At 38.9% G+C, this 24,861-nt stretch carries 25 protein-coding genes, 1 tRNA gene and 2 rRNA genes; 7 read left to right on the forward strand and 21 right to left on the reverse strand.

The window, feature by feature from the left end:
* Positions 1-246: 246 nt before the first annotated feature.
* Positions 247-1,188: a LysR family transcriptional regulator gene (locus DS885_RS15650; RefSeq protein ID WP_113820348.1), complete on the reverse strand. Its 942-nt coding sequence runs from the start codon at positions 1,186-1,188 to the stop codon at positions 247-249.
* 102 nt (positions 1,189-1,290) lie between these two features.
* On the opposite strand from DS885_RS15650, the gene DS885_RS15655 reads away from it, so the two are divergent.
* Positions 1,291-1,926 carry a carbonic anhydrase gene (locus DS885_RS15655; RefSeq protein ID WP_113820349.1) on the forward strand — a complete coding sequence of 212 codons (636 nt, stop codon included), beginning with the start codon at positions 1,291-1,293 and terminating at the stop codon, positions 1,924-1,926.
* 134 nt (positions 1,927-2,060) lie between these two features.
* Here DS885_RS15655 and DS885_RS15660 read toward each other — a convergent pair whose 3' ends face one another.
* From DS885_RS15660 to DS885_RS15670, 3 genes are all read right to left on the reverse strand, one after another.
* On the reverse strand, positions 2,061-2,348 hold the full coding sequence (locus DS885_RS15660; RefSeq protein WP_113820350.1) for a hypothetical protein: 288 nt from the start codon (positions 2,346-2,348) through the stop codon (positions 2,061-2,063).
* Positions 2,349-2,547: 199 nt separating this feature from the next.
* Positions 2,548-2,961 carry an alternative ribosome rescue aminoacyl-tRNA hydrolase ArfB gene (arfB, locus tag DS885_RS15665; protein ID WP_113820351.1) on the reverse strand — a complete coding sequence of 138 codons (414 nt, stop codon included), beginning with the start codon at positions 2,959-2,961 and terminating at the stop codon, positions 2,548-2,550.
* Positions 2,961-3,578, reverse strand: coding sequence for a tRNA-uridine aminocarboxypropyltransferase (locus tag DS885_RS15670; RefSeq protein ID WP_113820352.1), 618 nt, complete (start codon positions 3,576-3,578; stop codon positions 2,961-2,963). Before DS885_RS15670 ends, arfB begins: the two co-directional genes overlap by 1 nt.
* Before the next feature lie 33 nt (positions 3,579-3,611).
* On the opposite strand from DS885_RS15670, the gene rrtA reads away from it, so the two are divergent.
* A complete protein-coding gene (rrtA, locus tag DS885_RS15675; protein ID WP_113820353.1) occupies positions 3,612-4,199 on the forward strand; it encodes a rhombosortase in 588 nt (195 codons plus the stop codon).
* 107 nt (positions 4,200-4,306) lie between these two features.
* Here the strand turns inward: rrtA and DS885_RS15680 are convergent, their stop codons facing one another.
* The 4 genes from DS885_RS15680 to flgJ all read right to left on the reverse strand — a co-directional run bounded on the left by DS885_RS15680 (position 4,307) and on the right by flgJ (position 10,932).
* Positions 4,307-6,040, reverse strand: a complete 1,734-nt coding sequence (locus tag DS885_RS15680; protein WP_113820354.1) for a flagellin N-terminal helical domain-containing protein — start codon at positions 6,038-6,040, stop codon at positions 4,307-4,309.
* Positions 6,041-6,337: 297 nt separating this feature from the next.
* Positions 6,338-7,825 (reverse strand): flagellar hook-associated protein FlgL, encoded by a 1,488-nt coding sequence (gene flgL, locus DS885_RS15685; protein WP_113820355.1) that lies wholly within the window; start codon positions 7,823-7,825, stop codon positions 6,338-6,340.
* 67 nt (positions 7,826-7,892) lie between these two features.
* Entirely contained in the window at positions 7,893-9,902 is a 2,010-nt protein-coding gene (gene flgK, locus DS885_RS15690; RefSeq protein WP_113820356.1) for a flagellar hook-associated protein FlgK, read from the reverse strand.
* Positions 9,895-10,932, reverse strand: a complete 1,038-nt coding sequence (flgJ, locus tag DS885_RS15695; protein ID WP_113820357.1) for a flagellar assembly peptidoglycan hydrolase FlgJ — start codon at positions 10,930-10,932, stop codon at positions 9,895-9,897. Before flgJ ends, flgK begins: the two co-directional genes overlap by 8 nt.
* A 178-nt stretch (positions 10,933-11,110) precedes the next feature.
* On the opposite strand from flgJ, the gene DS885_RS15700 reads away from it, so the two are divergent.
* On the forward strand, positions 11,111-12,436 hold the full coding sequence (locus DS885_RS15700) for a Na+/H+ antiporter family protein (protein WP_113820358.1): 1,326 nt from the start codon (positions 11,111-11,113) through the stop codon (positions 12,434-12,436).
* Between the two features lie 87 nt (positions 12,437-12,523).
* On the opposite strand, the gene DS885_RS15705 is transcribed toward DS885_RS15700, so the two are convergent.
* The 9 genes from DS885_RS15705 to DS885_RS15745 all read right to left on the reverse strand — a co-directional run bounded on the left by DS885_RS15705 (position 12,524) and on the right by DS885_RS15745 (position 20,513).
* Positions 12,524-13,585 (reverse strand): flagellar basal body P-ring protein FlgI, encoded by a 1,062-nt coding sequence (locus DS885_RS15705; RefSeq protein ID WP_413694349.1) that lies wholly within the window; start codon positions 13,583-13,585, stop codon positions 12,524-12,526.
* 103 nt (positions 13,586-13,688) lie between these two features.
* Entirely contained in the window at positions 13,689-14,477 is a 789-nt protein-coding gene (flgG, locus tag DS885_RS15710) for a flagellar basal-body rod protein FlgG (protein WP_113820360.1), read from the reverse strand.
* Between the two features lie 37 nt (positions 14,478-14,514).
* The gene (locus DS885_RS15715) at positions 14,515-15,261 is read right to left on the reverse strand and encodes a flagellar basal body rod protein FlgF (protein WP_113820361.1); all 747 of its coding nucleotides are present in this window, start codon (positions 15,259-15,261) and stop codon (positions 14,515-14,517) included.
* 185 nt (positions 15,262-15,446) lie between these two features.
* Entirely contained in the window at positions 15,447-16,820 is a 1,374-nt protein-coding gene (gene flgE, locus DS885_RS15720) for a flagellar hook protein FlgE (RefSeq protein ID WP_113820362.1), read from the reverse strand.
* Positions 16,821-16,835: 15 nt separating this feature from the next.
* Positions 16,836-17,531, reverse strand: coding sequence for a flagellar hook assembly protein FlgD (locus DS885_RS15725; RefSeq protein WP_113820363.1), 696 nt, complete (start codon positions 17,529-17,531; stop codon positions 16,836-16,838).
* Positions 17,532-17,541: 10 nt separating this feature from the next.
* Positions 17,542-17,958, reverse strand: coding sequence for a flagellar basal body rod protein FlgC (gene flgC, locus DS885_RS15730; protein ID WP_113820364.1), 417 nt, complete (start codon positions 17,956-17,958; stop codon positions 17,542-17,544).
* 20 nt (positions 17,959-17,978) lie between these two features.
* Entirely contained in the window at positions 17,979-18,380 is a 402-nt protein-coding gene (gene flgB / locus DS885_RS15735) for a flagellar basal body rod protein FlgB (RefSeq protein WP_113820365.1), read from the reverse strand.
* A 279-nt stretch (positions 18,381-18,659) separates the two neighbouring features.
* Positions 18,660-19,493 carry a CheR family methyltransferase gene (locus DS885_RS15740; protein WP_113820366.1) on the reverse strand — a complete coding sequence of 278 codons (834 nt, stop codon included), beginning with the start codon at positions 19,491-19,493 and terminating at the stop codon, positions 18,660-18,662.
* Positions 19,494-19,607: 114 nt separating this feature from the next.
* On the reverse strand, positions 19,608-20,513 hold the full coding sequence (locus DS885_RS15745; RefSeq protein ID WP_113820367.1) for a chemotaxis protein CheV: 906 nt from the start codon (positions 20,511-20,513) through the stop codon (positions 19,608-19,610).
* A gap of 95 nt (positions 20,514-20,608) precedes the next feature.
* Between DS885_RS15745 and flgA the strand changes: the two genes are divergently transcribed.
* The 3 genes from flgA (at position 20,609) to flgN (ending at position 22,145) form a co-directional block, all read left to right on the forward strand.
* The gene (flgA, locus tag DS885_RS15750) at positions 20,609-21,307 is read left to right on the forward strand and encodes a flagellar basal body P-ring formation chaperone FlgA (RefSeq protein WP_258546931.1); all 699 of its coding nucleotides are present in this window, start codon (positions 20,609-20,611) and stop codon (positions 21,305-21,307) included.
* A gap of 74 nt (positions 21,308-21,381) precedes the next feature.
* On the forward strand, positions 21,382-21,702 hold the full coding sequence (flgM, locus tag DS885_RS15755; RefSeq protein ID WP_113820369.1) for a flagellar biosynthesis anti-sigma factor FlgM: 321 nt from the start codon (positions 21,382-21,384) through the stop codon (positions 21,700-21,702).
* Between the two features lie 23 nt (positions 21,703-21,725).
* Positions 21,726-22,145 (forward strand): flagellar protein FlgN, encoded by a 420-nt coding sequence (gene flgN / locus DS885_RS15760; RefSeq protein WP_113820370.1) that lies wholly within the window; start codon positions 21,726-21,728, stop codon positions 22,143-22,145.
* A gap of 78 nt (positions 22,146-22,223) precedes the next feature.
* On the opposite strand, the gene DS885_RS15765 is transcribed toward flgN, so the two are convergent.
* Both DS885_RS15765 and DS885_RS15770 read right to left on the reverse strand, forming a co-directional pair.
* Entirely contained in the window at positions 22,224-22,703 is a 480-nt protein-coding gene (locus tag DS885_RS15765) for an LPP20 family lipoprotein (RefSeq protein ID WP_113820371.1), read from the reverse strand.
* Positions 22,704-22,991: 288 nt separating this feature from the next.
* On the reverse strand, positions 22,992-23,660 hold the full coding sequence (locus DS885_RS15770) for a FlgO family outer membrane protein (RefSeq protein WP_258546932.1): 669 nt from the start codon (positions 23,658-23,660) through the stop codon (positions 22,992-22,994).
* Positions 23,661-24,025: 365 nt separating this feature from the next.
* Between DS885_RS15770 and DS885_RS15775 the strand changes: the two genes are divergently transcribed.
* A tRNA-Arg gene (locus DS885_RS15775) sits at positions 24,026-24,102 on the forward strand.
* A gap of 391 nt (positions 24,103-24,493) precedes the next feature.
* Here the strand turns inward: DS885_RS15775 and rrf are convergent.
* Both rrf and DS885_RS15785 read right to left on the reverse strand, forming a co-directional pair.
* Positions 24,494-24,609: ribosomal RNA gene (rrf, locus tag DS885_RS15780) — 5S ribosomal RNA — on the reverse strand.
* Between the two features lie 151 nt (positions 24,610-24,760).
* A 23S ribosomal RNA gene (locus DS885_RS15785) occupies positions 24,761-24,861 on the reverse strand; the annotation flags it as partial.

The following is a 24,861-nucleotide window of genomic DNA, read 5'->3' on the forward strand; positions in this document are numbered from 1 at the left end:
CAAAGACACTGCAGGCTAAAGCCAGCGCCCCAAGGTCAAAGGATGTGTCGTAAACAGAATAGGTCAGTACGGTAATACCAATTGTATTAAATAACTGATCTAAATTTTGCGCCGGAAAAATGGCTTAGTTTGAGGCGTAAGTTGATGTAAATGGTTGTTCCCTATACGAAACTTACAACGAAGAAATAAGTTGTTTTAACAAGTAAAATAGATCAGTTACTTACTATGATTGGTATAAGTATAACCTTAAGTTTTTTTCACAAAATGATGCGCTAAAAAGCGATTACACAGCGCAGGCACATTTTCTTCCGGTGATAACACAAACTCTACAAAGGCTTTAGCAATCGGCGATAAATGTTTTGTTTCATGGTGTACCAAGGACCAGCTTTTTTGCAGCGGGAAACCTGCAATATCTAATTCTTTCAATACACCTGTTGCTAACTCCAATGTCACACTATGCCGTGACACAACAGAGATCCCTAAGTCTGCCATCACAGCCTGTTTAATGGTTTCACTATTACCTAAGGTCATATTCACTTTTAATTGCACATGATTCGCTTTAATTTCTTGTTCAAAGGCCTTTCGTGTTCCAGACCCTTGCTCACGATGAATAAAGGCATGATCCGCTAATTCAGATAAAGGAATGTTTTTCTTTTTAGCTAGAGGGTGTTGCGGACTAGCAATCACAATAATCGGGTTATCAACAAAGGAGTGCTTTGCTAATGCCATGGTTTCAGGTACTAAGCCCATGATCACTAGGTCATCTTTATTATCATAAAGGCGTTGAATAATCTGCTCTCGGTTAACAATATCAAGGTGAAAGTTAACTTTAGGGTAACGCTTATGGAATGCTCCCAACAAATGCGGAGTAAAGTACTTAGCACTGGTTACAGCTGATAAATAAAGATCCCCCGCTAATTCCCCTTTTAAACCACTTAAGGTCATATCGATATTATCAAAGTTAATAAATAGCTGATCACAAAACACCCTCAGCTCTTTTCCTGCAGGTGTTAAAAATAGTGTCTTACCAATTTTCTCAAATAAAAAGATATCTAAATTAGTCTCTAGTTGCTTTAATTGAATACTCACTGCTGGTTGAGATAAACCTAGCTCGTCCGCTGCTTTTGTATAGTTCATTGAGATGGCAACTTGACGAAAGACTTTTAACTGATGAAGTGTGGCTCGCATTTAACATTAACCTTTATTTATGATAAAAATAAAATATATTAATTTTTATAAATACCATTTATCCTTTATTATCTCTTTAATGTCAATTATAAGGAATCCCCCATGTTAGCTACTGATAAGTTAATTGCCGGCTACCAACGCTTTCGCGAAGGTTATTACCAAGAGCACCAAGAACAGTTATCTAAACTATCTGAAGAGGGACAGTTCCCTAAAATAGCCATTGTTAGCTGTTCAGATTCACGTGTAGAGCCAACACTTATTTTAGATTGTGAACCTGGTGATCTGTTTGTTATTCGTAATGTTGCTAACCTAGTGCCACCTTGTGAAATTGATGATAACTACCACGGTACTAGTGCGGCATTAGAGTTTGCTGTTACTGGATTAGAAGTAGAAAGTATTATTGTACTCGGTCATACCCAATGTGGTGGTATCAAAGCATTGATGGACGGTGCAGGAAAACAGATAGATAAAAGCTTTATCTCAAAATGGATGATGCAGTTAGAAGATGTGCGCGATGAAATTTTAGCGGATACAGAACTAAGCAATAAAGCAGAGCATTATGATTGCTGTGAGAAAAAAGGCATTGAACAATCATTGATTAACTTAATGACCTTCCCTTGGATCAAAGAACGCGTTGAAGCAGGTACGCTAAAACTGCACGGCTGGCGCTATGATCTATCAAGTTCAGAGCTATGCGCTTTAGAAGAAAAAACTGGTAGGTTTTTCCGCATTAGCTAATGGCTTACCTTAGTTTCAGCAAAACTGAGGCCAGTCATATAAACAGTTAGCAATAGAGCCAGTGTAAAAGTAGTACTATCCCCCGCCCTTTACACTGGCTTTCTTTTATCTAATAACGAGTTATTTAACAGCGATTAATCATCATAACCATACTCGCTATCACTATCGTAATCGTCTTCATCGGCATTAATATATAAACCGTCTTCCAACTCTTCATAACCCGCTGGCATTTGCACAACAAACTCTTCTGCATCAACGTCAAAGGTTGCTACTACTTCAGGTAACTCTTCCGTCTCAACATGAATAAAACGATATTGCTCACCCGATTGGTTTGCATCTTCCCAAATAAAGTCATCTGCATCTAACGTATACTCTTCTTCCGTATCTTCGTTACGAATTGCATAAAAACCCATTAATGACATAACCGTCCCTTCCTTAATAATCACAACTTTTAAAACTAATACCAACCACTTATTTTATAGTATTGGTATAACAAGATTCGATGGCATTTTTATGACACCTAAGATGATTTCACTGACCAAAATTAGCGCAAGGCATCACATCACTCTTAAAACTTAAAATAGATGAGAGCCTTTAGTTTGTCAAAAACTACTTGATGATTTACAGTACTTTACCGCGTAAGGCTTTATTAGTGCCAACACGTTTTTTGTCATCTACACGACGTTTTTTGGCGTTACGTGAAGGTTTAGTCGCCTTTCGTGATTTTTTAATTTTGACGGCATCTAGGATCAAGGCTTTTAAACGACTCAATGCTTCTTCACGATTTTTCTCTTGCGTGCGGTGCTCTTGCGATTTTAGGACAATCACTCCCTCTTCTGTTACACGGTGATCAGACAAGGCTAATAAGCGTTGTTTATAAAAGTCCGGCAACGTAGAACTTTTAATATCAAAACGTAAATGGATTGCGGAATTCACCTTATTCACATTCTGTCCACCAGCACCTTGAGAACGAATTGCGGTTAATTGTAATTGCCAGTCGGGGATCGTCACGCCAGCGGAAATAGCTAATGGCATTAAAGGTCTCCCTGTGTTGTTTTATTAAGGTAGTGTTGCTGGTAAACCTCAGCGGGCATACTAGCGATTTGAAAGTCGATCATCTGTTTAAACACTTCTAATAAGGGTAAAAACTTGTTGTTATCATTCTCTAATTCAGACAATAAATAATAACCCGCTTCCACCGTCGACAATCCATCTTCTCTTGGTGATTTACGAATCCGATAGCGACTTTTCTCCTGTACGTTAATCATCAAGGTTGGCAAAGACTGAAGAAAAGGATTGCTCATTAAGAGTTTATAGGCCTTCTTCCAACTACCATCCAGTAAGATAAATTGAGTCTCAGTGTTTATTTGAGCTGTTTCTCTTAAAGTACCAATAGTGGCAGCCTCTTCACTTGGAAATACCAGGAAGGTATTGTTTAAGTCAAATAGTGTTGGATCAAAGGTATCTGCCACCGTTAGCTTTACCTTTGAAAGCGATAAATCCAGAATACGTGCAGTGCCTATCGCTTTGTTTTGCTCACTCGGGTCTTGCAATATATGCAAAAAGTGTTGATTATCAAGCGCACATATAGCGTCACAGATACAGGCAGTTAATGCTTTGTTACACTCAGTGCAGAATGCTCGTTTTGTCATTTATCTCTTTCAACTTCTATTAAGGTTTGCTTAATGCGCACGGTATGGTTTCACACTGCTATTATTTTGACACTCAGTGCATTGTTATTTGTATTCCAAGATAACAGCAGTCAATGGTTGGCATATTATCACAATGGCATTGCAAAGGGGCAAGTCTGGCGTTTACTAACGGCGCACTTTTGCCACACTAATGGTTACCACTTACTGCTAAATGGTACCGGCTTAGTGGTGGTCGCCGCTTTATTCTTAGATACCTTTAAACAGTATTCAATGTTATTGATGATGCTATTTATCGGTCTATTTATTAGCCTATGCTTATACTGGATTGAGCCTGATTTACAGTGGTATGTAGGTTTGTCCGGTGCATTACATGGTTTATTTGCTTTTAGTGTGTGTGATGAATTAAAGAAAAAAGATAAATGGGGAGTGATATTAGGGTTAGGTTTTATAGCTAAAGTTGCCTATGAACAGATCAATGGTCCTTCTCCTACCACTGAAGCTTTGATCGGCGCCACTGTGTTAATTAATGCGCATTTATACGGTGCTATTGCAGGAGTTATCTACTTCTTCTGGTTGCAAATAAAAACAACAATCGGTGATTGCCTAAAACAAAAAAGGTAGCCGAAGCTACCTTTAAAATGAATTGAAATAAGAGGAGATCATGAGAGTAAAAAACCAAGATATTTCATTTCACCTATCTTAGGAGTACTGAGTACTCTTTATCTCAATTACTGCTGTAATAGTGATAATACGTTCTGCGTACTTGCGTTTGCCTGTGACAACATGGATGTACCCGCTTGTTGTAAAATCTGCGCTTTACTCATATTTGAAGTCTCAGCAGCAAAGTCTGCATCTTGAATTCGAGAGTTAGAAGCAGATAGATTCTGCGATACATTCTCTAAGTTAGAGATAGTTGAGTCTAAGCGGTTTTGAATCGCACCTAAGTTTGCACGAGACGATGAGATACTTGCTAATGCATTATCTACTTTTGCTAAGCTATCACTTGCACTTCGTGTTGTTGTTACATTCAACTTAAGCTCAGTAACCGCTGTACCACCTACATCGATTACACCTAGTTTAGCTAAAGCTGCAGTTTTACCTGCGTCACTGTCAGCGGCACTGGCAATGGTAATGTCACCACCGGTTTCGTTAGTAAATAAAATACCACCAGACGCATCTTGTACTGCAGAGACACCCGTTTGTTCTGTTAATCGGTTAATACCTGTAATTTTTTCTTCCAGTGTCAATGAACCGGCAGTTGCGCCTTTAATATCTAACTCAACACCATTAATGGTTAACGCGTCTGCTTCAGTAATCGCACTTGAGTCAGAAATAGCGTCACCTGTTACCGCTGCGCCATTCGTTACCATGAAACCAATATTTTTAGTATCGCCAACGGCACCATTAGTACCAACATCAACACTAATAGGTTCGCCAGATTGACTTGTTAAACCTAAGTAACCTTCGTAACGAACTTCTTCACCTGCTGTTACACCGCCTTGTAAACCAGCATTTGAACGCATGCTATCTGGCCCACCGATGGTAATTGTTTCACCAGTATCATTGTTTAAAATAAGCTGACCATCGTCACCGACATTAGCTTGCAAGCCTGCTACATCACGGTTAATGGTTTCTGCTAAGTTTTCCATCGATGATGTTGGACCTAAGGTCACTGTTTGATTATCACCAACTGTAAATTCTAATCCGTTTGTTACACCTGTTAATGCAACACCATTATCATCTAAGGCACGCCCTTCAACAATATTATAAGCATCGGCCACCACACCTGTTGATGCAGTTTGTAAGTTAACTGCTTTAGCGATTTCAACTGCACCACCACCAGCTTCTACTGCAGGTAAATCGATACCATTAATGGCAATTTGTCCATCAACCATTGCATTTGCACTGACTCGACCACTGTTTAAGTCACCTTTGTTAACACCACCATCTAGACCAAGTGCAGCAGTTGTAACGGGGTCAATGGAGAAAGTTAAATTTTGTCCTGCATTAGCACCAATTTGTAATGTAGTAGAAGCATTTGAGCCATCTAATAAATTACTGCCATTAAACTGTGTTGTGTTAGCAATACGATCTAATTCCGAGTAAAGCTGATCAACTTCTTCTTGGATGAAGGCTTTATTTTCTGCTGAGTTAGTATCGTTGGCTGCTTGAACCGATAGCTCACGCATACGTTGTAGTATGTTGGTCATCTCATCCATCGCACCCTCTGCCGTTTGTGCCATCGAAATACCATCATTCGAGTTACGCACAGCTTGTGTTAAACCTTTAATTTGTGATTGCATCGCGGTAGAGATTGCAAGACCTGCGGCATCATCTTTAGCACTGTTAATACGTAGGCCCGATGATAAACGCTCCATCGCTTCGTTTTGCATGGATTGTGTTTTGTTTAGCTGACGTTGTGCATTCAGCGACATGATATTAGTGTTAATGACTTGAGCCATGATGTAATCCTTTTATGTCTTGGTGACCCCTGTAAGGGAGTGTGGCAATAACCTTTTTGTTTCGGTCTTATTTGCCGTCAATTTTTACTCTCATGGTTAGTAATGCGATTAATGTGCCAACTTTTAAAATAAAAATATACATTAAAAATCAGCAGCTTAAGCAACATTTTTAAGAGTCATTAAATAGTCAGGCCCTGTTCACAAAATAATTAAATTTGATAGGCAAAAAAAAGAGGCAATAAATTGCCTCTTTACGGATAAGTCTTGGAGTTAACTGCCACCCCGTTTATTCAACGCTTAGATATGATTAAATAAACTTAACTTTTGCAGCTGTACAAAGGTTTGTTGAGAGACTTCTAACATGCTGTGTTTTTGTTGATACTCACTGATCGCAGCAGCCATATCTAAATCCTCTAAAGAGGATAATGTACTGTGGATAGTTAAGTTAAAATCTAAGGTAGATTCATATTGGTTATCAATGGTTCTTAATCTAGCACCAACGGCACTTTGCACATTGGATACTTTGTCCATCGCACCATCAATTTGTAATAACGACATATCAAAAGCAGTATTTTGTTTTGCTAAGGTTGTTTGATCACTGCCCGGTATACGTAAGGCATCAATGGCACTTTGAATAGAGGCAAAAACATCCTTTTCTTCGCTTTGACGTAAAGTAAAAGAGTCTAAGTTTTCGACATCACCTTTAATTTGGGTTTTTATGCCATTAAAAGAGATAGCTTGTTCATCTTCGTAGGGGGTGGGTGCAATAAATTTAGTTAATCCATAATTATCACCATCAGCCGGCAGGCCATCAACCTCTAGCGTAATACCATTGATATTTAATCGTTGTGGATCGGCATTATTTGCATCATAAGTGGTCGAAGCTGAAGTACCATTAATTGCCACATTAAACTGTTTGCTACCAGGACTAGTTTCAGTAAATTGCAGACCCATCGTGGCATTCACAGCAGGGTTTACACTATTGATACCAGCAGCATCTAAATTAACACTGCTAATGGTAACCTTAGCATTACCTTTAACCGCTTGCTCTTGTACCCCATAAACAGAGTACTCTGGACCTTCTTCAGTGGTATTGATGGAAATGGTATAATCTTGATCTAAGAAGTCACGCGCTGCATCTTTATCAACTACTTGGCCAGCACTAATTACTCCACCGCCCATGTTTCCTGCGCCTAACTCAGACACAAAAGTACCGTTTCCCTCTGGAATATCCATGAAGATCTTAGCGCCTGAATCATTACCTTGTACGAGTACACCAGTGCCGACTCGATACTCTCGTTCACCATTATCACCATGGTAAACGACTTCTCCAAATTCATTCATTTGAAAAGGCGCGACATCCACTTCATATCCGCCATAGATATATTGGTTATTACCATCTTTTGTGTTCGCAACCCCCATTAACTCTTCGCGTAAACCTTCCAGCTCAATGGCCACAGCTTCACGGTTACCTTCATTCATGGTGCCATTACTACCGCTGATCATTAGCTCACGCACTCGTTGCAGAATATGTGTGCTTTGCGACAAGGCGGTATCAGATAATCCATTACTAGACTTAGCTGTTTCACCGTTATTAATGTATTGCTCACCTACCGCTAGATCTTGTTTTAAACGTTGGATCGTAGCAATAGCCACCGGATCGTCACTGCCGTTAATCACACGCTTAGTGCTAGATAAGTGTAAGTTCTGATCACTTAATGCGGCTTGCTGCTCCATCATTGAAGTGGTGTTTCGCATAAAAAATAGTGGCGATGAAACGCGCATATAACCTCTCTATAATTCCTGATTAGGCTGACGCCAGCTGACACTTATAAAACCAATATGGACGCAATTAACGAGATGCATTTAATATGCTCTCAAAAACTTCATTTGCTACCGTAATAACACGCGCAGCAGCACTATAATATTGTTGATACTTTAATAAGTTAGCGGCTTCTTCATCCATATTGACACCACTCACTAGTTGGATCCTTTCAAAGGACTGATCTTTTAAAATGGACGCCGATTGCATGGCCACATCTGCATTAGCGGTTTTTGCACCGACTTCCGAAATCATGCCGTTATACACATCTTGAAAGGTTGCTTTTTTACCATTCATTATCTTCGCGTCTTGCAGATCAGTCATGGCTAACATGTTGCGATTATCACTGTCACCCGTTTCGTTAAACTGCAGAGTAAATTGATCATTGGCTAAGGGTGTCCCTTTCTCCAAAGATACCTCAACTCCACCAGCAACCAACACCGCTTTACCACTTAATGGATCAATCGGCGCTGTTAATTCTGCGGCATTAACCTGTGAACCATTTTTATCAAACACGTTATAAGCAATCATGCCGTTGTTACTATTCGCAGAGATCTGAATAGTCAGTGGATTCTCTGGATTAACATAGTGTGGATTAGCTTTGTCCAGCAAGGCACTAACACGTAACTGCGCTGTACCTGTATTTTGCTCACTACTAATGGTTTTGACTTCGGCTTCTGCAGCGGCCACTCTCTTTGGATCCGTTTCCTGTATACTCGCTTCTAGAGCGCCATAACGCGTTGGGCGTAAGGTAAATGTTTTGCCTTCTTGAAGCGGTGTTACCATCGAATCGATACCAACACTAATTCCTGAATCAGGAATATTAAAGCGGTTCTCTGTGCTTAAATCATCAATAGCAACTTGCTTTGTTTCACCAGTTCTATTGTTAGTAACCGAGAAAGCAATAGAAACACCTGGTACATGCTCTGTGACCTTTAGTGTTAGCTCATCAGGAGAAAGTGTCGTTAAATCATCTATGCGTACACTTAATGTGGCTTTACCTAGGTCATCTTTATGGCTTAACACACGACTCTCCATAGAGTCTTTGCTGTTAATATCATTAAATAGATTTTGACCAATTTGTCCTTCTAGGGTTTGCCCTAACTTTTGCTGCTCGTTTAAAGCATGAGTCAAACCAATGACACTTTGCCCTAATTGATTCATCGCCACTTCAACGTCTTTATCTCGGCTATTAAATAAACCAGCGACTTCACCACCGAGTTGATTACCATTAATCACCGCGGCCTTACCGTTAAATTGTAACGCTAACTGTTTACGAGCAGGGTCAGGATCTCCATCAACGGCTATAACCTGTTGCGCATTTTGCCCCATAACTAAACCTTGGCCACTACCAATATAAACATTGACCATATGATTATCTGTTGCCACTACAGAAGTATTAACATATTTACTGAGTTCAGTGATGGCTAAGTTACGCTTATCTAATAAGTCATTGGCGCCCGTTCCATTACCCGGCCCACCAACAGAAGCAATTTGATCATTTAAGCTGGCAATACTTTCTGCTAATTCAGTCATCACCGATGCTGAATTATCAATATCAGCGTTAATGCCTTTATATTGGTTATCTAAATGTTTGTATAAGGTGTTGTACTGGTTAACCATGCTGCCAGCATCTTCTAAAAATACCGTACGCGCTTCTAATAAGTTAGGGTTATCAGCAACATTCGATAAAGACGAAAACATATTAATCACAGGCGCTGTCACAGATGTACTTTCATTGGATAACAAGGTATCCATTTGATTCGCCTGAGTGTACTTTTCTTGATAATAAGCATGATTGGATGTATTGATCATGTTCTCGGCAAAAGCAAACTGATCATAAGCACGGTCAATGCTGCTCACCATGGCACCAGTACCAACAAAATGAGAGCTTAAACGTTGCGCACCAGTGGCACTGACATCAACATTTTGACGCGAGTAGCCTTCAGTGCTGACATTACTGATATTATGACTGGTTGTGGCTAAGTTAGCTTGAGAGGTATAAACCCCTGATAGTCCAATTTGTAATAGATCAGCCATTGTTTTCTCCTGCAACAACAGCTTTGAAGCTATCGCTATTCATAATTTTCTTCACTTTCTCTGCATATTGAGGGTCCGTTGCATAACCTGCATCTTGTAACTCTTCGATATAACGATTTGGATTACCACCCTGCTGCAGTGCCTGCTCATAACGTTTATTATTTTTGATAAAGTCGGTGTAATCATTAAAGCTTTCTTGAATGCCTTGATAAACACGGAAGTTAGAGCGACGTTTAATACCGATTCCATTTTCTACTTCCAGACTATTCTTATTAACGCTATCACCTTGCCAACCACCATGAGATTTAATATTAAACAGGTTAAAGCTGCTTTCTTGTCCAGGTGTTTGCAAAATTTTCTTACCCCAACCAGTCTCTAATGCTGACTGTGCCACTAAAACCTCAGGTGAAACCCCCAATGCTTTTGCCGCTTTTTTCGCGTAAGGCAATAACGACTCAATAAACGATGAAGGTGAGCTAAAATCAGCATCCGACTTCGCTTTAGGTTTACTTACTAGCTCAGGAGTTTGTGCCTGCTCAGATAGCTGGTTCTGCGTTGTACTATCATTAACTCTAGTTATTGATAATTCTCTTAATTGATCCGGTTTATTAAACTGAATATTAGCGGGTGCTGGGTTCAGCTCATGCATAGTTACCGTCTGCGCTTGATTAGGCATCGCTAATTTATCTTGCTCTACAGATTGCAAACGCGCCATTGAACTAGGGTCTAGTTGTCTGACTAAGGCATCCGCTAACCCTAAGGTGCCGTGTCGACTGATATCTACCGCTAGCTGCTTATCTTGCATGTCCGTGTAAAATTTAGTTTGTTGATTGTTAAATGGACTGTCTGCTTCAAAAGCTTCATTAGCTTTACGCATTGATTTGATCAGCATGCTCGCAAACATCGACTCGAATTGATTCGCCACTTCACGAATCGTTTCTTTATCGTTGGTTTTGGTTTTTTGACGCAACTGCTCTAACCCTTGTAGATCAAAGTAATTGCTTGCTTGCGTGACTGTTTGAGTGCTCATCCATCAACCCCATTTATACTGTAGTATTAATAAAGCAAAAAAAATGCCACTTATTTATTTTTATTAAATAAGTGGCATTTACTAATTAATCATCAAGGCAGGTGTAGTTTTTTAAGCAAAGCCCGTTTGCATCAAGTAGAATGCCTGCGGATTTTGACCCTACCACAAAGGAATAATTATGCTTAACCCTGTTTTACTGGCGGTATGTATCATGCTCATACTGTCAATGATGCGTATTAATGTTGTTATTGCGCTAACATTAAGTGCATTAGTTGGCGGTTTAACCGCTGGTTTATCTTTACCTGATACCATTTCAGCTTTTGAAAGTGGCTTAGGTGGCGGCGCAACCATAGCGTTAAGTTATGCGATGCTTGGTGCTTTTGCCGTTGCTATCTCTAAGTCAGGTATTACTGACCTATTATCACAGGCAATCATTAAACGATTGAATGCACAACAAGCTCAAAACACCTCACAATTTATTAAATATGGTGTGTTTTCAGTTATCTTATTGATGACCATCTCTTCACAAAATATTGTGCCAGTACATATCGCATTTATTCCTATTTTAATTCCACCCTTATTAGGTGTGTTTAACCGCTTACGTGTTGATAGACGTTTAACAGCCTGCATCTTAACCTTCGGCTTAGTGACACCTTATATGGTATTACCTGTTGGTTTTGGTGGTATTTTCTTAAATAACATCCTGCTAAAAAACTTGCATGATAACGGTTTAGATGTGACTGCGAGCCAAGTACCGACAGCTATGATCCTGCCTGCATTAGGTATGGTCACAGGTTTGCTTATTGCTATTTTTATCAGTTACCGTAAACCACGCGAATACCAAGATATCACCGAAACAAACACGACAACTGAATTCAAAACACTTAACAAACGTCATATTATTGTCGCGTTAGTTGCCATTGTTGCGACATTAACCGTGCAATTAATGACAGGCTCTATGATTGTAGGTTCATTGGCTGGTTTCAGTGTATTTACCTTTGGTGGTGTGATTGCATGGAAAGAGACACACGATGTATTCACCAAAGGTGTTCATATGATGGCGATGATCGGTTTCATTATGATTGCTGCTGCAGGTTTTGCAGCGGTAATGAAAGCAACGGGCAGTGTTGATACCTTAGTGTCTGCATTATCATCAGGCATTGGTGATAACAAAGCATTAGCCGCATTGTTAATGTTAGTGATTGGTTTATTAGTGACAATGGGGATAGGCTCTTCATTCTCAACGATTCCAATTATTGCCACCATCTATGTTCCATTAGCCATTGCTTTTGGTTTCTCTCCAATGGCAATTATTGCCTTAGTGGGTACGGCGGCAGCATTAGGTGATGCAGGTTCTCCAGCATCTGACTCAACATTAGGTCCAACATCAGGTCTTAATGCAGATGGTCAACACGATCACATTAGAGATACAGTGATCCCAACTTTCTTACATTACAATATTCCTGTTATCACCTTTGGTTGGATAGCAGCAATGACTTTGTAATTAATAAGTTAAGCTACAAATAAAAAAAGGAAAGCATCTGCTTTCCTTTTTAGTTTGTTCTACTTGATGATAGGACTATTATACCAATTAGATTATAATCAACTCACCTTCTAATGCACCCGCTTGCTTCAATGCTTCTAATATTGCCATCAAATCACCAGGAGCAAGGCCGACCTCATTAACCGCTCTTACTAGATCATTAAGGTTTACACCAGGGTCAAATCTAAACATACGACTGTCTGCTTGTGTCACATCAATAGTACTATTATCAATCACTTCCGTATTACCATTTGCAAATGCATTAGGCTGAGAAACGGTTTTATTTTCACTGATTGTCACACTAATACCACCATGGGTAATAGCCGTTGGTAATAGCTTTACATCTTGACCAATAACAATCGTACCAGTACGTGAGTTAACAATAATTTTTGCACTTGAACGCGCAGGTTCAAACTCTAAATTCTCTAAGGTTGATAAGTATGAAACTCGTTGTGAGACATCACGAGGTGCTAATACTTGTACTGACGTTGCGTCCAACATACTGGCTGTATGAGGGCCCACTAAATTATTGATTGTATCAGCCATTTTTTTAGCCGTGGTAAAGTCTGCTTTATGCAAGTTAAAGGTAATAGTGTCGCCCTGAGCAAAAGGAGATAACACCTCTCTTTCCACAATCGCACCATTCGAAATACGACCAACCGTCGGAGTATTGATAACCACTTTAGAGCCATCGGCACCTTCTGCACCTAGACCACCTACCACTAAACTACCTTGAGCTAAGGCGTAAACTTTACCATCAACCCCTTTCAAAAAGGTTTGAAGTAACTCACCACCACGTAAACTTTTTGCTTCACCAATCGCGGAAACTGTAATATCAATAGTTTGCCCCGGTTTAGTAAAAGGTTTCAACTCCGCAGTAATGGCTACCGGTGCGACATTTTTTATTTTTAATGTTTCACCGGGCGGCACGTTAATACCAAAATTACGTAACATGGTAGAAAAGGCTTGCTCTGTAAATGCACTACTCTTTTCACCTGTTCCAGGAAGACCAACCACCAGCCCATAACCGACCAATTGGTTACTACGAACCCCTTGCACGCTGGCAATATCTTTAATTCTTGCTGCATCCGCAATATTAGTAAATAACATTAAGCTAAATACTAAGCAGGTATTAAGCAGCAACTTGATTTTTTTCGATATAGTAAATGACATATTCTTCTCCAGAGCATCAACCACCAAGGTGATACTCTTGTTATAACTGTTGGCTAATGTAAGACAACATTTCATCAACGGCCGAAACCACTTTTGAGTTCATTTCATAAACACGTTGGCTTTCGATTAGGTTAACTAATTCTTCGGTCACATTTACGTTAGACGTTTCCAACATACCTTGACGAATAAAACCTAAACCATCAGCACCTGGTACACCTTCAATGGGTGCGCCCGATGCGCCTGTTTCTGCATATAGGTTTTCACCTAATGGCTCTAACCCTGACGCATTAATAAATGCATTCACATTTAATTGCCCAACGACTTGGTTAGCCGCTTGACCAGCAATACTTACCGATACCTCACCTTGAGCACCAATACTAATTGATTGAGCATCATCGGGAATTTGTACCTGTGGTACTAACGGGTAACCTGAACCAGGCGTAACCATCACACCTTCTTCATTAAGCATAAATTGACCATTACGAGTGAAGGCTGAACTACCATCTGGCATTTCGATTTCAAAAAAGCCTTTACCATCAACCATCACATCTAATGAGTTGTTAGTAGTTAATGCATTACCCTGTGAAAAGTTCTTTTGTACCGCCACAACTTTGGCACCCGAGCCCACCATCAACCCCGAAGGGAGTTTAGTATCCTGTGTTGCATTCGCCCCAGGTTGATTAACATTTTGATACAGTAGATCTTCAAAAATAGCGCGACTTTTCTTAAAACCAACGGTACTCGCATTGGCTAAGTTATTTGAAATGGTGGCGACGTTAGTTTGCTGTGCATCTAACCCTGTTTTACTAATCCATAAAGCGGAATGCATACACTTCTCCTTAAACTTTTAATTTACAATCAATGATTTAAACGATTTTCAATAGAGATTCAGAACTTTGATCTATCTCTTCCGCTTTTTTCATCATCTTGACCTGCATTTCAAAATTACGCTGCAGGTTGATTAAACTCGTCAACTCACCGCTTAAATTTACGTTTGAGGCTTCTAACGCGCCGCTGGCAACAACGACCTCATTAGAGACTTCAGCTTGTTGTCCATCTATACGTCGAAAATAACCATCTTCTCCACGCATTAAATCTTGAATATTAGGGTTCACTAACTTTAACTGTGCAACTTCTTCCATGCCGTCAGCAGGTGCACCTTCTGGACGAACCTCAATCACACCATCCTGACGAATAGAAAATTTTTCAATGGGCATAGGAACAAAAATACTATTGCCAGCACTGTCTAATACCTCTTGACCATTTGCATCGATTAAAAAGCCATCGGCAGTAATATTAAAATCACCGCTACGCGTTAACCCTTCATCACCGGCTTCTGATTGCACCACAAACCAGCCTTCACCTTCTACGGCAACATCTAACTCTCGACCGGTGGCATGAACAATGCCGCTGTCAAAATTTTGTCCTGGTGATTCAGCTAAGGAAAACACACGCGTTGGTAAACCATCACCATGAACCTGCATACTACGAGCTTGCTCAAAACTGGCTTTAAAGCCAGTTTTACTAGCATTAGCTAGATTATTACTGTGGATCGCTAAGGCATTCATGTTCTCTTTAGCGCCAGACATTGATACATAAAGAAAATTATCCATTTTGACTTCCTTAGCAATTGATAGGTAAATAACGGTTAACAGCAGTCTTCACTGTATTGATAAATATATAATTGCAAACATTGTGCCAACAAACTATTCAGGACAAATAAAAGAGGAGATAGGTAAGAAGGTAAAACAAAAACGCACCCAATCGGGTGCGTTTCAATAGAGGTAAAAATATGCGATTAACGAATTTGTAAAATTGTCTCTTGTAATGAAGAGTTAATTTCTAATGAACGCGAGTTCGCTTGGAAGTTACGCTGTGCACTAATTAAGTCAACTAACTCAGTGGTCAAATCAACGTTAGACTGCTCTAGTGCACCAGAACTAATATTACCAAAGGTACCTGAACCTGCTTCACCTGTTAGTGGTCCGCCAGAGCTTTGTGATTCCGTCCAGTTTGATCCAGTTTGTGATAAACCTTGCTCGTTTCTAAAACGTACCATGGCCACTCGAGCTAATGGATCCGATGTACCATTACTGTAAGACACCTGCACTAAACCGTCAGACCCAATTTCAATACCAGTTAAACGCCCTACTGTTAAACCATTTTGCTCTAAACCAGTTACTTGGAAAGCAGAGGCAAACTGAGTTGGCTCTTCAAAATCAATAGTAATCGCCTGTGTACCATCAGCACCTGCAGATAACACATCAGCACCATCAGTACCTAAACTTTCAAACGTTAATACTTCTGGGCTGGTATTAATGTATTCACCATTTTCATCAAAGTTAAGCACCACACCATTATGTACTTCACCGTCAGAACCAGTGTAACTTGCCGGAGAACCGATCGCGTCGTCAAATGCACCATCACCATTTGCATCTTGGAAATAGTTTGCCGCCTCAGTGCTGTCTACAGGTTTGTTATCAACCGTAACAAAAGAGACCCATTGGTTCGTACCGTCTGCAGAGCCATTTTCAGGTTTCACATAATAAGTATTTAAAATATGTGGTTCACCTAAAGAATCATAAATAGTTACAGAGGTTGCATTGTTATAAGTATCTGGATTTGAAGGATCAAAATCAGCAAGTGGTTTTTCTTCATCTCCAGCAGGTAAGTTAAGACCAATACTGACCGCATCAGTTTTAACCGGGGTCCCCGCAGTTTCTGGAATTTTAATCGGTTGCGTAGTTGCAAGGCTCAATGAAGATGAACTACCGTCAGGGTTAACAGGAAATGCTTGTAAATAGTTACCACTGTTATCAACGATGTAGTTTTCTGAGTTTAATTTAAAGGTACCAGAACGTGTATAGTTGGTATTATTATCTTCAAGGCCTGGAGAAGTGGCAAAAAAACCACTCCCTGTGATCGCTAAATCTAATGGGTTATCAGTAAACTTTAAGCTACCTTGGTGGAATTGTTGTGCAACAGCAGAGACAGCAGCACCATCACCGACTTTAGTTGCGCTGTTTGAGAATAGTGAGTTAGCATAAACACTATCGAATTCAGCACGAGACTCTTTAAAACCAACGGTACTTACGTTAGAGATATTGTTTGCAGTTGCATCTAAATCTGTTTGTGCAGCTGAAATTCCGCTTAATGCTATATTAAATGACATAGTAATTTCCTTTAATTATATATTTTCAGCAACTTCAATTGCTTCGTCCAGTTCGATACCGCCTAACCCTTTCAGGTTTAAATAGACGCTAGCAGAACCACCACCTAAACTGACACTTTCAACATGCGCATAACTGGCTGTTGTTAATGCTTCTCCATTTCCATTCACTGAGCCAAATGCTTCAAAAGTATAATTCCCCTGTGGAGCAGGTTTACCTTCCGCATCTAGCCCATCCCAATCAAAGCGTTGATTACCGGCGCCTATCTCACCTAATTCAATAGTTTTAACAACATTACCGGCACTGTCTTTAACAGAAACTGTGGTGTTAATTGCCCCTGTTGTACTAGTGATAGATCCTGATGCAGTTCCACCTTCAGGAAGATAAGTTTGATTATTTGGCACTAGTACTTTTTTGCCTACTAGTGATGACGCTTCTAATGCTTGGCTAGAGTTCAACACCTCTTTGATACCGGCAAATTCTGTACCTAATGTGGCAATACCTTCAGCCGTAGTAAACGAAGACATTTGAGAAATCATTTCCGCATTCTCAACGGGTGAGAATGGGTCTTGGTAAGCAAGTTGCTGTGAGAGCAACGAGAAAAAGTCTTCTTGATCTAGTTGCTGCTCAGCATCTATCTCAGTATTTTTATTTATCTGTTCTTCAGTTAATGGTTTGGTTAAACTGAGACCCGATGAAGTGATAGTAGTCATCTAATTATCCTTATTTACCCATTTGCAATGTACGACTTAACATCTGCTTTGCCGCATCGGCAATTTGCACATTTGTCTGATAAGAACGAGAAGCACTGATCATATTGGCCATCTCTTCCATTACATTGACATTAGAGTGAAAAATGAAACCATCCTCGTCCGCTTTAGGGTGATTGGGCGCATATTCACGGTTTAATTCAGCAGTACTTTCAACAATGCCCTGCACTTTTACACCCACACTGCTATCCAAGCCGCCCATCGCGCGGTCTAATTCTGCAGCAAAAACAGGATGACGTGCTTTATAGGTTTCATCAATATTGCTACTGACACTATTGGCATTCGCTAAGTTACTAGCAGTCGTGTTTAATCGCACAGATTGCGCACTCATCCCAGTGCCGGCAACATCTAATACTTTTAATAAACTCATCTCTTTTCTCCTGCTAGCAATTATTGACCTTTAATGGCCAAGCGTAACCCTGAAATTTTACTATTTAAAAAATCTAAGCTGGCTTGATATTCCATGCTGTTTTTCATAAACAAATTACGTTCAACTTCTAAATCAACGGAATTGCCGTCACCCGTATCGGGTTGATTAGAGGCACGATATAGCAATCCATTTTGTGCCATTGAACTGGAGAAACCAGGCTTATGAAGTGTATCGGTACGATTTAACGACACACCACTTCCTGACTTAGCTGCATTTAATGCATCTTTGAAATTAATATCTTTTGCTTTGTAATTAGGGGTATCTGCATTAGTGATATTTGACGCCAAAATTTCAGTTCGACGTGAACGAATACCTAATGTGTGCTGATGAATCCCTAATGCTTTTTCAAAGTTAAGTGCCATAAATTTCTCCTTTGTCTAGATAAATGCAAAGCTTGTGCCAAAAACTTAACTAAGGGAGTTATCTAAGCGATTTTGTTCAATTAAAGAGGGGAATGTATAAATTAAATCAAAAAGATAAGAAGTTGGAATACATTGTGGCTTGGTACTCAGCTAACTGTAACCAATAACACTTAAGCTTAGGAAGGTAATAGTAACAATAAAAAAAATGACTAAAAAAAGAGGCAATAGTTGCCTCTTTAATCAATGTGCTAAACAAGGAATTTGTACCCAGTACTGTGATTATTTACTTTTTAATTTATAAATAATGCCTGGATTACAACGTACCATTTCAAACTTATCTGTTAATCCATTTAAAGATTCAGACGCCCCTAAAATAAGATACCCACCAGGGTTTAAAGCACCTGCAAACTGATTCAAAATTTTAGATTTAACGTCATTAGAAAAGTAGATCAATACATTTCGGCAAAAAATTAAATCAAATTTACCCAATGAAGCATAACTATCCAATAAGTTTAGACGTCGAAAGGAAGTCAATTTTTTGACCTCGGGTCTCACCTGCATTTTATTGCTTAAGCCATGAACTGGAATAAAAAATTGACGCTTACGTGTTTCTGATAAACCACGTGACAATGCAAGTAGGTCATATTGACCTAGGTTACATTGCGCTAACATTGAATCAGAAATATCAGTACCAACCACTTGTACATTTAAATTACTCGTTGGTTTGGCTTTACTATATTCCAATGCGGTCATCGCAATAGAATAAGCTTCTTGACCCGATGAGCTTGCAGAAGACCAAATTTTAATATTTTTCTTGTTTTGTAAAATTTCCGGAAACAGTTTATGAGTAAGTAATTCAAAAGGATAAATATCACGAAACCATAGCGTTTCATTGGTGGTCATCGCATCTACAACAGCATTACGCATTTGTGAATTAAGACTATTAATTACCTTCTCCACCAATTCCTCTAATCCTGTTAAGTTAAATTGCGTGACAAGAGGGCTTAAACGGCTTTTAACTAAATATTGTTTGTTATCCCCTAATACAATACCGCATTGTTTTTCTAGAAAAAGAGCAAACTTTTTATAAAGTTGATCAGACAAAGTTTTCACTAATAATTACCTGCATTCCATTAATTGCTTTAAACATATTTTTAAGTAATAAAATTAAGAAACCCTTTCTTATAATTTTATGATTGAAAAATAACATTGATTAATATGCTTTACCTAACAATTAATCACCTTTTGTACGGCAATCGCCAACTCATCAGGATTAAATTTTGCAATAAAGTCATTTGCCCCCACTTTCTCAACCATGGCTTGGTTAAAAATGCCACTGAGCGAAGTATGAAGAATAATATATAAATCTTTCATATCTGGATGAGCCTTTATTTCAGAGGTTAAGGTATAACCATCCATTTCGGGCATTTCAACATCGGAGATCATTAGCGCATATTTATCAAACACAGGCTGAGTTTTAGCAACTTCTTGCAGCATAGAAAGCGCTTCCTTACCATTTTTGGCTAGGTCACACTCTAACCCTAAGCTGGTTAAAGTTCGCTGGATCTGTTTACGTGCTACTGACGAGTCATCTGCGACTAGAATTTTTTTGTTCTGCATGTTTTCAATGGTAATTTGCTCGGTTACTTCAGTATTAACTGGCGCAATCTCATCCAGTATTTTCTCTACATCTAGCACTTCAACCAGGGAATTATCTACCTCTGTTACCGCAGTTAAATAACTATAGCGGCTACTACCTGCCGGCGGCGGAAGAATATCTTCCCAGTTAATATTTATAATTCGCTCAACTGATCCCACTAAGAAACCTTGCACTGAACGGTTATATTCAGTGACAATAATAAATCGGTTCTCAATATCATCAATGGCACGGCCACCCGTCGCTAGGTTCATATCGATAATAGAGATAGCTTGCCCACGTACATAAGCAACGCCTCGAATAGCCCCATTTAACTTAGGAAGTACAGTTAAAGGTGGACATTGTAAGACTTCTCTTACTTTGAAAACGTTAATCCCGTAACGCTGAATTCCACCCAGTTTAAAAAGCAATAGCTCAAGTCTATTTTGTCCTACCAACTGAGTTCGTTGGTTAACTGAGTCTAAAACCCCTGCCATATTCCATTCCTTTTTGTTATGGTTATTTTTAAGTAAAAAACATCTATACTGTTTTACTACGTCATTTATTACTGAAACAAATTCACTTAACTAAGGTGAGCAAATTGCTTCGATTTATATTCCTAATCCTAAGTCTAGGGTCTTCTCATATTTTTGCATCCCCTAATTACTCAAAAGAGGTAGAAAAGTTTGCTGAAACGCTTATTTTTAATAAATACCAAGCTACATTTGAGTTAACAGAGGAACAAAAGCTCTATATAAAAGCGAATCCGATTTCTGACAGGATGACTTTTACTGAATGTACAATCCCTTTAGAGGGTTATATCGTTGGCGATAAAATTAAAAGTAAAACCGCTGTTAAAGTATCTTGTAAAGATGATACACCTTGGGATTTATACGTAAGAGTTAAAGTACAAACACTGATCCCGTTAATTGTCAGTAGTCGCCCGCTAAGTAAAGGTGAAACATTAGATGAAGAGAATATAGAGTTAATTTATAAGGCCAAGTCGCAAGTGAGAGGGAGTACTTTTTCTGAACTCGCTTTATTAAATGGTGTCAGACTTAAACGAAACGTATCTTCGCAAAGAGGTATTCGCTTTAAAGATGTTTGTTATGTCTGTAAGGGTGATAAAGTGACCATTACCGCAAACCAAAGCGGGCTAAAAATAAAAGCCTCGGGAATTGCATTAACAGATGGTAATATAGGTAGTACTGTTAGAGTCAAAAACACACGGACCCAACGAGAAGTTGTTGGTACAGTCTATGCTTTAAAAGAAGTACAAGTTTCTTTTTAAAAAGTCAGCTTTTTGCTAAAGTTTTATAAGACACTGCCGATACGTTAACCATGTAGACTAATTGGAATACGATTATGAGTATAAATATCAACCGTCAAACATTACAAAATAGTATTGCGATTGACCAAAATAACTCACTCAAGAAAAGTAATGGCAACATCGCCGATAAAAAAGAGGTGCAAAATCCACACAAGGATTCTGTGCAACTAACATCGCAAGCAGTGAATCTAAATAAAATGCAAAAACAAGCTTCAAGTGAGTCTCAAGTGGATATGAAACGTGTTGAAACATTAAAGGCAGCTATTTTAAAAGGCGACTATAAGATTAACTCAACACAGTTAGCTGAAAATATTGGCAAGTTTGAACATGATTTAAGCGACGCCTATTCAAGTTAAACTGTTAACTTAAAGAATACCCTATGTTAAAAGACCAGTTAAATGAGTTATTAAATACGATTCAAGTTCTCCATGAGACACTCGATAAAGAGAGAGCTTGCCTTAAAGAAAAGTCATTCGATACACTCAACCTTATCTTGTCTAATAAACAAAAACAGCTACAAGCCATCAACCAGGCTAATCAAAAAATCAGTACTGAAGATAACTTAAGTCAAATCCAACAAGATAATGATCTACAAATATTAAGAACTAAAATTGAAGATCATTTAAATGAGTGCCAAAAAGATAATGATATCAATGGGCGCCTCATTGAATTAAGTATGCAAAGCAATAAACACCTGATGCAAGTACTTACCCAAGCTAAAGGACAGAACTCTGTTACCTATGATCAAAAGGGAGTGTTAAACAGCGCGAGCTTATTGGGTAAAAATATCCAAGCCTAGCCTGATTAAACCTCCTCTCCTCCAGATCAAATACACCCTAACTTCCAGCAGAAATAATCATTACTGAAAGTTAATTCATTAATAATAGATTTTACTTGGTACCTGAATGATCTCACTTCGATCCGTAAACTCAGCGTTTTTAAGGAAAGGTAAGGTCTCCATATTCAATCCTAATTCAGTGATATACAAGTCATTCTCATGATAGCTACGCAATACCTTCGCTCCTCGAACTAACCCTTTCACCTTAGTACTTAGACCATCGTTACGTAATTGATACTGCTGTACGCTATTTTCAGAAGTTAACATGACACCATACACTTGCTCTGCTAATTCTTTATAAGCTTCTAACTTTGATGCTTTTATCGCATTTAGCATCTTTATATCATCCGTTGCACCTGATTGCGCACTCATAGTGGCATAACCAACGGCAACAAATTTATAAGTATCCACTTTTTCGACCTCCACCACCTCTTTTTTAAAGAGTGAACAGCCAGTTAAGAGAAAATTAGATAAGATTAACGCTACCAATAAACGTCTCTGTAGTATAAAACTGAACATCGAAACTCCTTACATATAGGCTAAATCGGCCTATTAACTTTAATACTAATAATGTTAACTAAGTAACTTTAATTCCCGTAATAAATAACCAACTCGCCAACAAGCAGTAAGTTACCTTCACAAGCATATAGTCCAGTTAATTAGTGTGCTGATATAAACTAGCAATATTCATACCTACAATGCATTAACTAAGAAAGGGAGGTTATATTTAACAGTCGGAGAAAGGAGTGTAAGGGTTAACGTGTGTTGTCAGGACAGCAACACACAGTAATGTATTAGATGAGTTATTTATTCAACAAGGCGTACTGATACACGATTATTATCATTAGTACTATTGCGTGAAATGTAGTTTCTAGGGCGATAATCATATACACCACCTACAAACATACGTTCAGGTATAAATGCGCTAGTCGTTGATTCTACCGCGTTATCAGTTGCATTAACGATACGTACATTAACAATAACCCCCTCTTCATTACGTGAAATGGTACCTGTCAAAATACGACTAACATCTACATTCTTATTAAGTTTTTTCCAATCTCTTGTTACAGCAAACTCACCGGCAGGGGTTACTTGGATGTTACCTGTTAACTTATAATCGACAATACGTACTTGTCTTATATGAAGCTCATGTATAAATTGCTCAGAAATAGTTTGTCCTAACCAACTCGTATTATTGTAATCATTGAGATCAACTAAAGAGGTTAATGCCAAAGAATTGTTATGGTATTGGTCATTGTAGTTATACAAAAGCTGATCTGCCATTTTACTGACTATTTCAGAGAGAATTAAAGACTTCTTACCTTGAAAGCTATAAAGGTGGCCATATCCATTAGAACCTGTTTTCACGCCACCAGTATCGCTGTCTTTATCAGATAAATAATTATGACTAGTAGAATGGGCAATATAATAATAAAGATAGTTATCACTATTACGAGCCACTTCTTTGTCCTTCATTGCGTCATATTCCTCAGCCGATATAACTCTAACCGCAGAACATCCCTGAAGCATAAAAATCAATGTCGAAATAATTAGTAGTATTTTCATTAAACCCTGCCTTGGTAATAAAATGTTATCTGATATTAGTATCGGCGAGATCTACTATAACTTTAGAGATAATAGTAATTATATTAAATAAGGGGACAAACTTTTAACAAGAGAATGATTAAGTAGCTCCCCTAAGATTCACAATGAGTTAGTGTAAAAACTATCTACACATTATAATGACTATTATAAAAGGTATGAAATTTCTTCATAGGTGAGCAGAATAATGGTTAATGGTACTTATAAGAAAAAATAAGTTATATTAATCAACATACTTCCGGGACGTAGCTCAACTGGATAGAGCAGCCGCCTCCTAAGCGGCAGGTTGTGGATTCGATTTCCACCGTTCCGACCAATACCCTATAGATTTTTATAATAAATAGAAATCAGCAGCGATAGTCATAAGCTAAAACCCAAAATAAAAACAAAAACACTGCTGGCTGAAGCAAGCGCCCCAAGGTCAAAGGATGTTTCGTAATTGGGAGGTTAAATTTCAATAAGCCAGATACTCTCGGATTTTAGACATAAAAAACCTGTCGACGTGAGTCAACAGGGTTCGTTTAATTAGGCGATGGGTGAACATTGCTCATAACCCATCGCTATCGCGATATTCGCCCTACTGTCACACATAAGGATGGCGACTTTGTCGCTGCTTTTGTTTATCCCATGTTCAAGTAGGTCAGCATAAATCAGCAGACATAAAAAAACCCTGTCGACGTGAGTCAACAGGGTTCGTTTAATGAGGCGCTTGGCGATGACCTACTTTCACATGGGGAGACCCCACACTATCATCGGCGCAGCTGCGTTTCACTTCTGAGTTCGGCATGGGATCAGGTGGTACCACAGCGCTATGGCCGCCAAGCATAAATTGTAATTAGGAAAGTGACATTCTAATGTTCTTTATTCGTTCTATTTAATCGTAGCAGTCTATGTAAATACGCTATCACAAGCGCTTATATTTTAACGTCTTCTTTGACTATCTTGGTCACATAACAACACTACTTAGGTGTTGTATGGTTAAGCCTCACGGGTAATTAGTACAAGTTAGCTCAATACATTACTGCACTTACACACCTTGCCTATCAACGTTGTAGTCTCCAACGGCCCTTTATGG

Source organism: Psychromonas sp. B3M02 (assembly GCF_003318165.1).
In the GTDB taxonomy this organism is placed as follows: Bacteria; Pseudomonadota; Gammaproteobacteria; order Enterobacterales; family Psychromonadaceae; genus Psychromonas.

Bases quoted from the DNA above. Each gene is read 5' to 3' on its own strand.
- DS885_RS15650 (WP_113820348.1), bottom strand. From the start codon at position 1,188: ATGCGAGCCACACTTCATCAGTTAAAAGTCTTTCGTCAAGTTGCCATC.
- DS885_RS15655 (WP_113820349.1), top strand. From the start codon at position 1,291: ATGTTAGCTACTGATAAGTTAATTGCCGGCTACCAACGCTTTCGCGAA.
- DS885_RS15660 (WP_113820350.1), bottom strand. From the start codon at position 2,348: ATGTCATTAATGGGTTTTTATGCAATTCGTAACGAAGATACGGAAGAA.
- arfB (WP_113820351.1), bottom strand. From the start codon at position 2,961: ATGCCATTAGCTATTTCCGCTGGCGTGACGATCCCCGACTGGCAATTA.
- DS885_RS15670 (WP_113820352.1), bottom strand. From the start codon at position 3,578: ATGACAAAACGAGCATTCTGCACTGAGTGTAACAAAGCATTAACTGCC.
- rrtA (WP_113820353.1), top strand. From the start codon at position 3,612: ATGCGCACGGTATGGTTTCACACTGCTATTATTTTGACACTCAGTGCA.
- DS885_RS15680 (WP_113820354.1), bottom strand. From the start codon at position 6,040: ATGGCTCAAGTCATTAACACTAATATCATGTCGCTGAATGCACAACGT.
- flgL (WP_113820355.1), bottom strand. From the start codon at position 7,825: ATGCGCGTTTCATCGCCACTATTTTTTATGCGAAACACCACTTCAATG.
- flgK (WP_113820356.1), bottom strand. From the start codon at position 9,902: ATGGCTGATCTATTACAAATTGGACTATCAGGGGTTTATACCTCTCAA.
- flgJ (WP_113820357.1), bottom strand. From the start codon at position 10,932: ATGAGCACTCAAACAGTCACGCAAGCAAGCAATTACTTTGATCTACAA.
- DS885_RS15700 (WP_113820358.1), top strand. From the start codon at position 11,111: ATGCTTAACCCTGTTTTACTGGCGGTATGTATCATGCTCATACTGTCA.
- DS885_RS15705 (WP_413694349.1), bottom strand. From the start codon at position 13,585: ATGTTATTTACTAATATTGCGGATGCAGCAAGAATTAAAGATATTGCC.
- flgG (WP_113820360.1), bottom strand. From the start codon at position 14,477: ATGCATTCCGCTTTATGGATTAGTAAAACAGGGTTAGATGCACAGCAA.
- DS885_RS15715 (WP_113820361.1), bottom strand. From the start codon at position 15,261: ATGGATAATTTTCTTTATGTATCAATGTCTGGCGCTAAAGAGAACATG.
- flgE (WP_113820362.1), bottom strand. From the start codon at position 16,820: ATGTCATTTAATATAGCATTAAGCGGAATTTCAGCTGCACAAACAGAT.
- DS885_RS15725 (WP_113820363.1), bottom strand. From the start codon at position 17,531: ATGACTACTATCACTTCATCGGGTCTCAGTTTAACCAAACCATTAACT.
- flgC (WP_113820364.1), bottom strand. From the start codon at position 17,958: ATGAGTTTATTAAAAGTATTAGATGTTGCCGGCACTGGGATGAGTGCG.
- flgB (WP_113820365.1), bottom strand. From the start codon at position 18,380: ATGGCACTTAACTTTGAAAAAGCATTAGGGATTCATCAGCACACATTA.
- DS885_RS15745 (WP_113820367.1), bottom strand. From the start codon at position 20,513: ATGGCAGGGGTTTTAGACTCAGTTAACCAACGAACTCAGTTGGTAGGA.
- flgM (WP_113820369.1), top strand. From the start codon at position 21,382: ATGAGTATAAATATCAACCGTCAAACATTACAAAATAGTATTGCGATT.
- flgN (WP_113820370.1), top strand. From the start codon at position 21,726: ATGTTAAAAGACCAGTTAAATGAGTTATTAAATACGATTCAAGTTCTC.
- DS885_RS15765 (WP_113820371.1), bottom strand. From the start codon at position 22,703: ATGTTCAGTTTTATACTACAGAGACGTTTATTGGTAGCGTTAATCTTA.
- DS885_RS15770 (WP_258546932.1), bottom strand. From the start codon at position 23,660: ATGAAGGACAAAGAAGTGGCTCGTAATAGTGATAACTATCTTTATTAT.